Raw genomic sequence first — 12,746 nt, forward strand, 5'->3', positions numbered from 1 at the left:
TGTGATTGAGTGCCTCCGGCGGACCCACTTACGGCGTCGAGGTTTTCGCCAAGCTGTTCAATCTGACACCACGGCGGATTCAACAGCTCGCGAAAGAAGGGATCATTCCCAAAGCGTCCCGAGGGCAATATGAGCTCGCGCCGGTTGTGCGAGGCTATGTCGCTTACCTTCAGGCCAAGCTGGAAAATCCAAGTTTTGCCGAAAAAATCAGTCTAAACGCTGAGAGGGCCAGAAAGACGAAGGCCGAAGCTGACAAGGCGGAGATGGAAGCCGCCAAAATGCGTGGCGACCTGGTGGATGCGATCGAGATGCGGGAAGCGCTCGAGCTGGTCATGTCGGAGATCAAGACCAAGCTGCTCAACAACACGCCCACCCGCATCGCTGCACGGACCAAGTCGGAGAAGAAGGAAGCCAAAATCAAAGCGATTGCCAAGGACGAGATCGCGGCGTCGCTGCACGCATTGGCATCAACAGACCCGGCAGACCTGGTAGAGGAAAGCTGATGGCGTGGCCGTTTGGATCAGCCGTGCTCATGGTCGCGACCGCTGCCTTTGCCGCGTTGGCACCGCCGCCGGAGCTGAGGCCGTCTGAATGGGCCGAGAGTGAAGACGGCGTTCGCATCCCCGTTGGCGCAGCTATCTCCGGCCCGATCCGGTTCGACAACGCACCCTACCAGCGCGAGCCGCTGGACATGACGGTGAACCCCGAATGCCATCGGATCACGCTCAAGTGGGGTGCCCAAGTCGGCAAAACCCAACTCGCCCTCTGTGCGCAGGCATACAAGATCGTTCATGACCCGATAAACCAGATCATGATGCAGGCCTCTGAGGGTGACCTGCAGAAATGGTTGAACACGAAATTCAACCCTTTGGTCGAGGCGTCACCTTCGCTTCAGGAGCGGATCGCAAAGCCGCGAGGCCGAAAGGGTGTCAACAACACCAAGATGAAATCCTACCCCGGTGGCGATCTCATCTTCGCTTGGTCGGGTTCGCCGAAGACGATGCGCGGGATCTCGGCTCCATTCATTGTCTGCGATGAGACCGATAGCTACGACCGTACCGCCGAGGGTCATCCTGTATCGCTGCTCTGGCAACGAGCCCGATCTTTTCTGCGCTTCATGGCCGATCAGGTCTGCTTGCTCGAGATTTCGACGCCGACCTTCAAGGGCTCTTCCCATATCGACAAGTCGTATGAGGAAGGTGACCAGCGGAAGTTCCATGTTTGCTGCCCACATTGCGGCGAAGCCCAAACACTCGAATGGTCGAATGTCAAATGGAACAAGGCCAGCGACGGCACCCACTTACCTGAGACGGCGTACTACGAGTGCCGCGCCAATGGTTGCGCCTGGGATGACGATGACCGTGTTGAGGCGATCAAGAGCGCTGAAGCGCAGGGGCAAGGCTGGAAGGCGAGCAAACCGTTCCGAGGCCATGCCTCCTATCATCTGAGCGAGCTCTATTCCTGCTTTGTCGGGCTGAAGGATGTGGTTCAATCCTTCCTCGACAAGAAGGCGATGGGGGATCTGCAGGCCTTCGTGAACGTATCTCTGGCCGAGGCCTGGGAAGAGGACGCGGAGACGCTTGAGGTTGATCAACTTATCGCGCGTGCAGCTCCGCTGCCCGAAAAGATACCCAAGGATGTTGCGCTGCAGACTTGTGGTGTGGACATGCAAGAGGATCGGCTTGAAGTCGAGCGCGTCGGCTGGGGGTTGGGCGAGGAAAGCTGGAGCCTGGACCACCAGGTGTTCTGGGGTGATCCATTGAAACCGGAGGTCTGGGATCAGTTATTCGAATATCTGGACCAGACGTGGGAGCATGAGACCGGCGCGCGGATGAAGATCGCCGCCACTTGTGTTGATACCGGCGGCTCCGGCGGCCTCACCCAGGCGGCTTATGAGCAGCTCCGCGGAAAACAGCGGCGTAACATCTTCGCCATCAAGGGCGGCAAAGGTTGGGAGAAGCCGATAGCGTCTGCCCCATCGAAGTCGCGCTCGGGTAGGCGTGGGCGTCCTGTCACCCTATTCACGCTCGGCGTCAATGACGCAAAGCTGATTGTCCAACGTAGATTCAAACAAGAGAAGCCGGGCCCGGGCTATTGCCACGTCCCCATTGATCGGGATCCCGAATGGTTCCACCAGCTCACGGCTGAACGCTTGGTTACGCGCTTTGTCCGCGGTTTCCCGATCCGCGAGTGGAAGAAGACGCGTGATCGCAACGAAGCATTGGATTGCCGGGTCTACGCCTATGCCGCCCTGAAGATCATTGATGCCAACATCCCCACCCGCCTGAAGCGGCTCCGACCGGCTGATGAGATAACGCCACCGACCAGCGATGCGGGAGACTCGCCAGAGGAAGCGACTACCAAGTCCCGTAAGACTAGGCGGCGAAGGCTCCGCCGACCTCGTGGGCGCGGCTCAGGGCCGGGTAACGACGGATGGTAAGGGCTTGCTTCAGAATTTTCCGACATCGATCACCGCAGGTCTAAGCCTGCAATGCGAGGTGATCTGCGACAAGTACCCCGCCCCTGGTTGGGAGCTCACAGCCATCTTGCGCGGCCCTGCATCGATCGACCTTACCGCTGCGGCATCCGGTACCGGCCATGTTTTCACCGTCCCCACCACAGTGACCGGTACGTGGGAGCCGGGCCTCTATGCGGTTTCCATTCGAGCCAGTTTTGGTGATAACGTCCATGAGATCGAGGCCGGGCAAACTACGATCGCGGCAGATCTGGTCAGCATTGACGTCGCGCATGACCCGCGCGGCCATGCCCAGCGAACGCTCACCGCAATCGAGGCTGTGATTGAAGGCAGGGCGAATAAAGATCAGCAGAGCTATACGATCAACGGACGCACATTGGTGCGGACTGCAATCTCAGACTTGCTGATGCTGCGCGAGAAATATCGGGCCGAGGTCGCCAAAGAGAAGTCAGGCGGGCGCCACAACAAGCTGGTTCGCCGCAAAGTCAAAGTGAGGTTTGGACGCTGATGTTTGGCTTTGGGAAAACACGTCATGCAGTGGACGCCGCCCGCAAGGAGCCGCCCGTTGAATTCGAAGCACGGGAGAGCTCGGTTCCCAAGGTGCGTCGCCGCTCTGGGCCAAGCCGCCCACCGACTGGAAACCGGTCGTTCGATGCTGCAATCACCAATCGATTGACTGCCAACTGGACGACAACACCCCTGACTGTTGACCAGGTGATCGATCGTAACCAGCGTATTCTTGTCGCACGCTCCCGCGAGGAGGCGCAAAAGAACGACTACATGCGCAACTTCTTGCGCCTCACCGCCCAAAACATAGTCGGGCATCGGGGCTTTGCGCTTCAAGCACAAGCCCGTTTACAGAATGGTGAGTTGGATCGCTCGGCCAACGAAGCCCTCGAAGCCTGGTGGAAGAAATGGCAGCGTGCTGAAAACAGCGATATCAAAGGGCGTCGCAGTTTCCGCCTGCAATGCAAATCGGTTGTTCGCACAGCGGCCAAAGACGGGGAGTTCATGATCCGCGAGGTCACCGGACGCGCCGCTGGTCCAATGGGCTATGCCCTTCAAACCATCGACCCCCAACGTTGTCCTGTCGACTACAACGTCGAACGGTTACCAGACGGTCGGTTCATTCGCCAAGGCATCGAATTCAGTCGCGAAGGACGGGCTCTGGCCTACTTCTTCCTGCGCGGGGATCCGGCCAGCACGGGCTACACTTTCAATGGCGCCAGCCTTGATCGGGTTCCTGCCAGAGAAATTATTCACGGGTTTCTCGAAGACATTGAGGGGCAGCGCCGCGGCCTGCCATGGGCCGCCACCTCGCTCTGGCGCTTGCATATGCTCGGCGGTTTCGAGAAAGCGGCGCTATCCAGCGCCCGCACTGGTGCGTCAGTGGGTGGCTTTTTCGAGTGGAAAGAGGGCTACGGGCCGGAGCCTGACGACGAAGAGCTCGAGGACGAGGAGCTCTACATCGAGGCCGAGGGCGGAGTGTTCCAAGAACTCCCGCCCGGTGCCGAGGTCAAGGAGTTCAAGTCTCAATACCCAACCGGGGAGTTCGGACCCTTCCACAAAGCCATGCTCCGCGGTGCGGGTGCTGGCATGGGTGTTGCCTACGTCAGCTTCGCCAACGACCTCGAGGGTGTAAGTTTTAGCTCCATCCGTCAGGGTGTGCTCGACGAACGTGATCATTGGATGGACCTTCAGGAGTGGTTGGTCGAGATGCTGATCGACCGGATCTATCAAGGAGCTCTGCGGCAATCGCTTCTACGCGGGCTGGTCGTGCATGGTGGGATCCGGCTCCGTCCTGAGAACGTCGCACGCTACGAGAATGTTCACTGGCAGGGCCGTCGCTGGGCATGGGTTGATCCAAAGAAAGACATCGAAGCCGAAGTTGCGGCCAAGGACAACATGCTGACCTCGCCGTCAGAGATTATTCGCAAACAGGGCCGCGATCCGGAAACCGTCTGGCGGACCTATGCCGCCGACATCCGCGCGATGGAAGATGCAGGGATCCCCGAGAAATTCATCATGGCTGCGCTGGTTAAAGGCACTGGCCTGGTCGCGCCCGCCTCCGAAACGGGCGGCAGCCAAACAGAGGAGACATCCAATGAAGACGATGACGATGACGAATAGCGCCCTGGCCCCTGCCCTTTTGGGCGCAGCGTTAACGCGCGCGATCACTGTCGAGCAGATCAACGCCAACCGTGGCGGCGCCCCGCTTCGCCGACAGGCGGCGGTGCGAAACATCGACGAAGACGCCCGCACCGTTGAGGTCGCATTTAGTTCCGAGGAGCCGGTACCGCGCTGGTTCGGTGACGAGGTCCTCGACCACTCGCCCGATGCAATGCTCGAGACAAGGCTGCAGAACGGGGCCGCGGTGCTCTGGAACCACGACACGGATATTCAGATCGGCGTTGTCGAAGCTGCGTCGATCGACAGCGATCGTCGGGGGCGTGCGACACTCCGCTTTGGCCGATCCGCTCGGGCCGAGGAAATCTGGACGGATATCGTTGACGGTGTGATCCGTCACGTCTCCGTCGGCTATTTTGTCCGCGCCATCAAAACAGAGGAGCGCGAGGGCGAGCGCGACAAGGTCACGATCACCGAATGGGAGCCTTATGAAATCTCCATGGTCAGCGTCCCCGCTGATGCCACTGTGGGGGTCGGGCGTGGCGCGGGAGACCCGCCAGAGGAAGAGGCACCGGGTCCCGGTGATACTGGACCTCAAACGCAAAGCCCACAACTCGAAGGAAGGCGCAATATGGAACGTATTCTCCGGCACAATGGCGCTCTTGTCCGCGCCCGCGTGGACGACAATGGCAATGTCCTCGAAGTCCTTGAGGTCATCGAAAGCGCAGAGGCGACTCGCGCACTTGTGCAGGAAGGAACTCAGGCCGAACAGCAACGCACTGCGGACCTGCTCGAAATCGGCGAGCAATACTCTGCGCAACAACTCGTTGCCGCCGCCATCCGCGACAATACATCGGTCGCAGAATTCACCCGCATGGTGTTGGATCACGTGCATGGCGGAGGCGAACGAGGCGAAGGAGGCAACCAGCCGCTGGACGACAACCCCGGTCAGATCGGTATGTCCGCCGCCGAGGTTCGCCAGTTCAGCTTCCTGCGGTGCGTGAACGCCATGCTCAACCCCGCTGACCGAGCAGCGCAGGAGGCTGCTGCGTTCGAGTTTGAGGCCTCACGTGCCGCAGAGCAATCCATGGGCCGCACCGCCCAGGGTATGATGGTGCCCGTGGACGTTCTGACCCGTGCCCTCAATACCAGCACGGACGGGCTCGCTGCCGGAAACACCGGCGGCTATTTTGTCGACACGACGCTGATGACGATGAGCTTCATCGAGCTTCTGCGGAATCGTTCCGTGTTCCTGCAGATGGCCACGCCAATGGGCGGGCTGATCGGCAACCTCGATATTCCTGGTCAGGCCAGCGGCGGCAACACCTTCTGGGTGGGCGAGGACGAGGATGTAGGTGAAGGCGGCTATGAGGGCCGTCTGGTGTCGATGTCGCCAAAGACCATTGGTGTTTATGGCGAGGTCACGCGCCGCATGGCGATGCAATCCTCTCTGGACGTTGAGGCACGGTTCCGCGCCAGCCTCGCGCGTGATCTGGGCCTTGGTGTTGACTTTGCTGGGTTCTACGGCACGGGCGGCGCAAACATGCCACTCGGCATCAACAACCAGCCGGGGATTAATGCAGTCCAGTTCGCCGGCCTGCAGCCGACTTACCTCGAGCTTGTCGAGATGGAGACCGAGGTTTCCGCAGATAACGCCGATGTTGACTCCATGGCTTATGTCGGAAACAGCCGTTTCCGCGGACACTGCAAATCCACCCAGAAGTTCGCGGGAACCAATGGCTCGCCCATCTGGGAAGCAGGCAACACGGTCAACGGCACCAACGCCGAAATCACCAATCAGATCACCAACGGCGACGTGTTCTACGGCAACTTTGCGGATGCAAATGTCGGGATGTGGGGCGCCCTCGACATCCTGGTCGATCCCTACACCAAGGGACGTTCAGGTACCCGCCGGGTGATCCTGCATCAGGACGTCGATATCTCGGTCAATAACGTGGAGAGCTTCTGCATTGGACGGGACGCCGCCTAATCATTCCTCGGTGGCGGTAGGTTCCGCCCCCTAACCTTTCAATTAGGAGTGCAAGAACATGGCCAAACAGATCAAAATCAAAATCACGTCCGCTGTCTCGATCGGCGGTAAGATCATCACGCCGGGTAAAACCCTGGACCTGGATGAACCCCTGGCGAAGAACCTTTTGCAGCGCGGGAAAGCTGAGCTTTCAACGGTCAACGTCGACGATAAACAGCTTGGAAAAATGACCGTAGCCGAGCTGAAAGCGGAAGCCAAAGAGCTCGGCATCGAAGGTGCTGACGACATGAATAAAGCCAAGCTGATCGCAGCCATTGAAGAGGCCGGCGACGAGTAAGGACATGCCTCACCCCGATTGGGAGGACCTCTCCGCCTTCTTCGAACCCGACGAGTTTGCGACCAGTGCGGTCATCACTCGGGGAGCGGAGATGGTGGCAGAGGTCCTCGGCATTTTTGACGACCCCAACGAGGTTGCAACTCTCGGCGAGTATGAGATCGACCATCCGATGCCGCGATTTGTCTGCCCGGAGATCGATGTCGCTAACGCCCGCAAAGGCGACGTCGTCACGATCGAGGGCAAGGCCTTCGACCTGATGCAGGAGCCGGAGCTGGACGGTACCGGGATCGCCGCGCTGATGCTGGCCGAGCCGAATGTGATCTACGATGCTGGCCTTTGACTTCGATGATGGACAGCTCGCCAAGATCGCGGATGAGTATGCGGCTACCCCGAAGCAAGTCGATCTCAGCCGCGGGCGGGCTCTGAAACGCACTGCCGGGACGCTCCGGCGCATATCTTCGAAGGGCTTGCAATCCGAGCTGGGGCTTCGCAATGCGACCGCGCTCCGCCGACGCATCAAGGAATACCGCGTCGGCAAAGGCCGCAACGCGCTCAAGCTCTGGTACGGGGCCAATGATCTGCCAGTATCAGCGTTCAAGGGTCGTGCTACCAAGGTCGCGGGCGGCATCAAGATCGGCGAGACCATGATCCACGGCGCGTTCTTCGCAAAGATCAACGGTCGGCGGCGGGTGATGGTGCGCTACGGGGCAAAGCGTTGGCAGATTGGCGAGGCCAGCCTGCCGGTTGCTGATCGCATGATGATCTATCTCGAGGACGAGGTGTTCGTCGATCTGGATTCTATCTTTCTGAAGCATTTCCTCGCCGAGATCAGGGCCCGGACAATATTGGGAGTTGGCGATGGCTGATCCGATTGACCTGGGCATGGCACTGGACAAAGTGATTGCCACGCTCGCTGCTCAGTTCAAAACCTTCAAAACCGTCGCTGCCGAGGACGAAGACCGCAAAAAGTTACCGGTCCCAGCGATCATCGTGCAAATGTCGGAGCTTGAGCCCGATCCCGACAAGGATCCCCATACCGGCCAGTTCCCTTGCCTGGTCAGGCTTGAGGCCCGGATCATCATGGGACACCGAACGCCGAAGGCACGCCGCGAGGTCGTCAAAGCCGCGGGTGCGGTCGCGGCATTTGTTCACAGCAACCGGCTGGGCGTTCCCTGGGGTGCGGCCTCGGTGATTGCAGTGGATCCTGACGAGTTCGCCCCGCAGGTCGAAAAGTTCGACATCTGGCGGGTCGAGTGGGTTCACGCCGCCGACATCGGGACCAGCTATTTCGTCGACGAAGGTGTGACCCCGAGCCGGGTTCTGACCGCGAGGTTCCCGACCATTGGTCCCGCCAACGAGGGCGACTACGAGGAGCTGGCCGTCGGTGAATGATTACACCCAATCGGAGCTCCTGAAGGCTGTTGCGCAGATGGTGATGATTGCTGATGTGGTCGCCGTCGATCCCGGTGCCGCCCGCGCAAAGGTATCGTTTGGTCCTGCGGCGACCAGCGCATGGCTGCCGTGGTTGACCGAGCGCTCGAGCGCGATCGCGGTCTGGGCCCCACCGTCTGCCGGAGAGCAGGTTCTCTGCCTGTCTCCGTCGGGATTGACCAGGGATGCAATCATCCTCGGAGCACTCTTCAGTGGTGCAAATGCTGCGCCTTCCGGGGCTGCAGGCGAGCATCTGGTTAAGATCGGTGGATCATCAATCAGCATCACCGGGGACAGCATCGTGCTCAGCAGTAATGGCTCGACGCTCACGATTAACGGATCCGGCATCACCCACACCGGCGGTTCGACCGAGGTCAATACTGGAAGCCTCAACCACAAAGGCACAAACGTCGGTGACACCCACACTCACAAGGGTATCACGCCAGGACCATCCCGAACGGGCGATCCGAAGTAGAATTGCGGAGACCCGCCAGAGGAAACCAGAGCGCCAGCTCTGCAATGTGGCAGCATGTATGGCATCAGCGCGACCACAGGCCGGAATCTCAGGGGTATCGATCATCTCCGTCAGTCTATCCGGGACATCCTGACGACCCCGATCGGGTCTCGGGTCATGCGTCGTGACTATGGGTCTCGGCTCTTTGAGTTGATCGATGCCCCGTACTCCTCGGCCACCAAGCTCGCAATCATCGCGGCGACTGCGGAGGCGCTCATGACGTGGGAGCCCCGCATCGAGGTCGAGGACATCGCCCTGCGCAGCCACACACCCGGCCACATCATCATCGATCTGGTCGGGCGCTACTTGCCGGAGGGTCGGGAGATAAGGATCGAGGGGATAGAGGTGCTATGAGTGCGTTCACGGCCATTAATCTGGACAAGCTGCCCTTTGTGCCTGCGATCCCGGAGAAGGATTTCGAGACGCTCCTGGCAGAGATCAAAGCCGAGGTGCTGGCGCGCGCACCTGAGCTGGAGGCCGCGCTTGCCCTGGAAAGCGAGCTTGCAACCAAGCTCTGTGAGGCTTTTGCATATCGGCTCCTGATCCTTCGCCAGGAGATCAATGAGGCGGCCAGAGGCAACATGCTGGCCTATGCAACCGGCCCCGCGCTCGATCAGCTTGCGGCCCTTCTTGGGGTGACCCGGCAAGTGATCCAGGACGCCGACCCGGATGCGATACCACCCGCTCCCGAGGTGCTGGAAGACGACACCCGGCTACGCACCCGCACGCAGCTCGCACTCGAAGGGTTCAGCACCGCAGGGCCGCGCGGCTCCTATATCTTCTGGGGGCTCTCAGCCTCACCCGGTGTCAAGGATGTTAGCGTCGCCAGCCCTGCGCCTGGCGAGGTCGTGGTGACCGTGCTCTCTCGCTTGGACGATGGCTCCTCGGATGCCGCATTGATCGATACCGTCAGCAGCACCCTCAATGATGAGGATGTGCGCCCGCTCACCGACCAGGTGACTGTACAGGCTGCCACCATCCTGCCTTACGAGGTCGAGGCCATCCTGACCCTTTACAACGGGCCGGACGAAAGCCTTGTGGTGGCAGAGGCACAAGAGGCCATTGATGCCTACGTAGTCGAACACCACCGGCTCGGTCATGACATTACGATTTCGGGGGTGCATGCAGCTCTCCACCAGACTGGGGTCCAGAATGTCGCTCTGATCCAACCCGCCGCCCACATTGAGGTGGATGATCATCAGGCGGCGTATTGCACGGGCATCACCCTAACGGTGGGAGGGCGTGATGTCTGACCCCAGGGCCCTTCTGCCCCCGAATACCACCCCGCAAGAGCGGGCGCTTGAAATCGCGCCAGCCATTGGGCTCGCTGATACACCCAACCCGTTCTACACGCTTTGGGACCCGCGCACTTGTCCGTCCCATACCCTGCCCTGGCTCGCCTGGGCTTTCTCGGTGGACGATTGGCGGAGCGATTGGCCGGACGATATCAAGCGCGAGACCATCATGGCCAGTGCCACGATCCACCGCGTCAAGGGCACAATCGGAGCGGTGCGTCGGGCGCTGGAGACACTGGGCTACGCTATCGATATCTCGGAATGGTTCGAGCATGGCGGCACACCTCACACATTTCGCATTGCGGTCGATGTGCTTGGCTCACACGCGATAGGCATCGAGATCAGCCCGGACATCTTGGCCGAGATCGTGGGGGTGATCGAGAACGTGAAGCCCGTGCGCTCACATTTTGACGTGGCGCTGAACCTCTCCATCGATGCCCCTGCCTATGTCGGGGCCTTCCAACACACTGCCATCAGAGCCGAGGCGGCGGCGCACCTACCGCCAGCGCCGGTTCTGACGGCGCAATCTGGATATGCGGTGGTGGCACATACCCACCTGCGCGTGGAAATCGGAGGCTGAAATGGCGTCTTATGCAATGCTCACCAATGTGGGGCGCAACAAGGAAGCGGCGGCGCTGGCCGATGGTACGCCGCTCAGCATCACTGCAATCGCCTGGGGCGATGGCACCCGTATTCCGGCAGGCGGTGAGACCGCACTGGAAAGTGAACAAGGCCGCAAGCCGGTAGCGGCGCGGGGCGTCACCGCCGGTGCGCTGAATACGGCCTTCTTTGAGGTGCTGCTGGCCGAGGATGAGGGGCCATTTGTGATCCGCGAGGCTGGGCTGTTTGACACTGAAGGCGACATGATCGCCGTCGCCCATTATAACCCTCCGGTGAACAAGCCGCTGACCACCGTATCCGCGCACCTGCGTATCAACGTGGTGTTCTCGGACCTTGAGAACCTGATCATCCAGATCGATGCCAGCACGGCGTTCGTGTCGGCAGATACTTACACCCCGGAAGACATCCTTGCGAAGCTGCTCACGGTGCATGGTCACGGGTCTGGATTGGACGCCGACAAGCTGGACGGCCTGAATGCTTCGGCCTTTGTTCGGACATCACGCAAAGTCATCGCGGGAGACGGCCTGAGCGGTGGCGGTGGTTTGCACGCAGATCGCACGCTTTCTGTTGATATTGCCTCTGCGGCCGAGGCTGAGGCTGGAACCAGCAATGCCAAGGTGATGACGCCATCGCGAACACTGAATCAAGCGGTGGTGCGTAAGAACGCCGAAATCGGATCTATGGTCTTTGCCGTCCACAACGGCGGTAACCTTTTATACAATTACAATGGTAGTGGCTCGGTTGTTTCCGGTGCGTCCCTTCGCCCGTGTGGGTTTTATGCCGCCCAGACCCCCAGTGACAATACATCCATTGGCTTTTCCAATCTTGTTCTGCGCCAGTCCTGGAGCGCGGAACCCGCCCTGACTGGAACGTGGCGCACCCTGGGGTCCGTTCGGATCGGCAATAGCAATCATGTTCGTGCCACCATGTTCCAGAGGATCGCATAATGAAAACCCGCAATCCAAAATACACCGAAACCGGGGCCGTCGAGGTCGAGATTGAGCATCCCGATTTTGGCTGGATACCGTTCAGCTACAACGACCCGGAAGAAACTGCGCTTGCTGCCGAAGTCGCGGCGGCGCTTGATCCGAACATGATTGCGCCATTTGTCGGGCCGGATGTCGAGACCCGCAAGGCAGAGGCCCTCCGAGCGGTTGATACTGCTCATGCCACTTACCTGAGCCTGCTGATCGAACACGCCACGCCGGAAGAGCGCGACACATGGCTGGTGAAGGCGGAGGCCGCGCAAGCCTATCTCGACGGAACAGCATCGGCCGCCCAAACCGCGCTTATTGAAACGGAGGCGGCAGGCGGCGGCAGAACGCCAGATGAACTGGCCCAAAAGATCATCGTCAAAGACATCGCATTCCATGGCCATATCGGTCAGGCCGGTGCCCTTCGCGCTTCGGGTCGCGCCGCCCTCAAGGCCACAGCCACCCATGACGCCCTGCAAGCCGCACTGGAGGCGTTCTACGCCGAGGTGCATGCGGCGGTTGATGCACTAGGGGGAGGCCAGTCATGACAAGCAAACATGTCAGCCGGCCATTGGCATCCGTCGCGATATTGGGAATGGCTGTGCCCTTGCCGTCGTTCCCTGCCGCGCGCGCCGATTGAAGGTATAGCCCTGACCAGATGTTTATCTTCGTTTTGAGTTTCGTTCGTGCAGCAAGTCGCAAACCGCGAGAACCGGACATTCAACACCACGTGGCAAGTGGCGGATGAGCGGGACCTGACGAGCTTTCGCTGCGACTGATCGGCTGTTTGGTTGGCCCGTGTTGACAAAGTGAATGTCTGACAAGTGCAGGCGTCACGATAGCCGATGTCTATTCAAAAATAGAATTCCGGTATTTTTCAATTCGGTGATCTGGATCCAGTGTTGGATGCGGGACGAATTGGCTGGGCGTATTCGCGGGTAATCAGACAGCAAAAATCAAAGCGACAAAACTCTCCAGAAC

At 59.9% G+C, this 12,746-nt stretch carries 15 protein-coding genes; all 15 read left to right on the plus strand.

Translation table 11 applies throughout. The annotated features are described in order from the left end of the window. Positions 1 to 5: 5 nt before the first annotated feature. Genes Q1B13_RS22230 through Q1B13_RS22300 form a run of 15 tightly spaced genes read left to right on the plus strand, consistent with a single transcriptional unit; the run spans position 6 to position 12,313 of the window. Positions 6 to 503, plus strand: a complete 498-nt coding sequence (locus tag Q1B13_RS22230; RefSeq protein WP_299084139.1) for a terminase small subunit, Nu1 — start codon at positions 6 to 8, stop codon at positions 501 to 503. Beyond that, positions 503 to 2,440, plus strand: coding sequence for a phage terminase large subunit family protein (locus Q1B13_RS22235; RefSeq protein ID WP_299084136.1), 1,938 nt, complete (start codon positions 503 to 505; stop codon positions 2,438 to 2,440). Before Q1B13_RS22230 ends, Q1B13_RS22235 begins: the two co-directional genes overlap by 1 nt. A gap of 4 nt (positions 2,441 to 2,444) precedes the next feature. Continuing rightward, a complete protein-coding gene (locus tag Q1B13_RS22240; RefSeq protein ID WP_299084133.1) occupies positions 2,445 to 2,984 on the plus strand; it encodes a hypothetical protein in 540 nt (179 codons plus the stop codon). After that, positions 2,984 to 4,606 carry a phage portal protein gene (locus tag Q1B13_RS22245; RefSeq protein ID WP_299084130.1) on the plus strand — a complete coding sequence of 541 codons (1,623 nt, stop codon included), beginning with the start codon at positions 2,984 to 2,986 and terminating at the stop codon, positions 4,604 to 4,606. Before Q1B13_RS22240 ends, Q1B13_RS22245 begins: the two co-directional genes overlap by 1 nt. After that, entirely contained in the window at positions 4,581 to 6,593 is a 2,013-nt protein-coding gene (locus Q1B13_RS22250; protein WP_299084127.1) for a phage major capsid protein, read from the plus strand. The genes Q1B13_RS22245 and Q1B13_RS22250 overlap by 26 nt, the downstream gene beginning before the upstream one ends. A gap of 58 nt (positions 6,594 to 6,651) precedes the next feature. Continuing rightward, the gene (locus Q1B13_RS22255) at positions 6,652 to 6,930 is read left to right on the plus strand and encodes a Rho termination factor N-terminal domain-containing protein (protein ID WP_298938131.1); all 279 of its coding nucleotides are present in this window, start codon (positions 6,652 to 6,654) and stop codon (positions 6,928 to 6,930) included. Positions 6,931 to 6,934: 4 nt separating this feature from the next. Then, positions 6,935 to 7,270, plus strand: coding sequence for a head-tail joining protein (locus Q1B13_RS22260; protein WP_298938132.1), 336 nt, complete (start codon positions 6,935 to 6,937; stop codon positions 7,268 to 7,270). Further along, the gene (locus tag Q1B13_RS22265; protein ID WP_299084123.1) at positions 7,257 to 7,796 is read left to right on the plus strand and encodes a phage tail protein; all 540 of its coding nucleotides are present in this window, start codon (positions 7,257 to 7,259) and stop codon (positions 7,794 to 7,796) included. The genes Q1B13_RS22260 and Q1B13_RS22265 overlap by 14 nt, the downstream gene beginning before the upstream one ends. Then, the gene (locus tag Q1B13_RS22270) at positions 7,789 to 8,322 is read left to right on the plus strand and encodes a hypothetical protein (RefSeq protein WP_299084120.1); all 534 of its coding nucleotides are present in this window, start codon (positions 7,789 to 7,791) and stop codon (positions 8,320 to 8,322) included. The genes Q1B13_RS22265 and Q1B13_RS22270 overlap by 8 nt, the downstream gene beginning before the upstream one ends. After that, complete coding sequence (locus Q1B13_RS22275) at positions 8,315 to 8,836, plus strand: phage baseplate assembly protein V (RefSeq protein ID WP_299084118.1); 522 nt, start codon at positions 8,315 to 8,317, stop codon at positions 8,834 to 8,836. The genes Q1B13_RS22270 and Q1B13_RS22275 overlap by 8 nt, the downstream gene beginning before the upstream one ends. Positions 8,837 to 8,890: 54 nt before the next feature. Further along, positions 8,891 to 9,229, plus strand: coding sequence for a GPW/gp25 family protein (locus Q1B13_RS22280; RefSeq protein ID WP_298938140.1), 339 nt, complete (start codon positions 8,891 to 8,893; stop codon positions 9,227 to 9,229). Further along, positions 9,226 to 10,128, plus strand: a complete 903-nt coding sequence (locus tag Q1B13_RS22285) for a baseplate J/gp47 family protein (protein WP_299084116.1) — start codon at positions 9,226 to 9,228, stop codon at positions 10,126 to 10,128. Before Q1B13_RS22280 ends, Q1B13_RS22285 begins: the two co-directional genes overlap by 4 nt. Beyond that, positions 10,121 to 10,750: a phage tail protein I gene (locus tag Q1B13_RS22290; RefSeq protein ID WP_299084113.1), complete on the plus strand. Its 630-nt coding sequence runs from the start codon at positions 10,121 to 10,123 to the stop codon at positions 10,748 to 10,750. Before Q1B13_RS22285 ends, Q1B13_RS22290 begins: the two co-directional genes overlap by 8 nt. 1 nt (position 10,751) lies before the next feature. Further along, positions 10,752 to 11,738: a phage tail protein gene (locus Q1B13_RS22295; RefSeq protein WP_299084110.1), complete on the plus strand. Its 987-nt coding sequence runs from the start codon at positions 10,752 to 10,754 to the stop codon at positions 11,736 to 11,738. Further along, on the plus strand, positions 11,738 to 12,313 hold the full coding sequence (locus Q1B13_RS22300; protein WP_299084107.1) for a hypothetical protein: 576 nt from the start codon (positions 11,738 to 11,740) through the stop codon (positions 12,311 to 12,313). Before Q1B13_RS22295 ends, Q1B13_RS22300 begins: the two co-directional genes overlap by 1 nt. The last annotated feature ends 433 nt before the right edge of the window (positions 12,314 to 12,746 follow it).

Origin of the sequence: uncultured Ruegeria sp. (assembly GCF_947489545.1) — a bacterium.
Classification (GTDB): domain Bacteria; phylum Pseudomonadota; class Alphaproteobacteria; order Rhodobacterales; family Rhodobacteraceae; genus Ruegeria.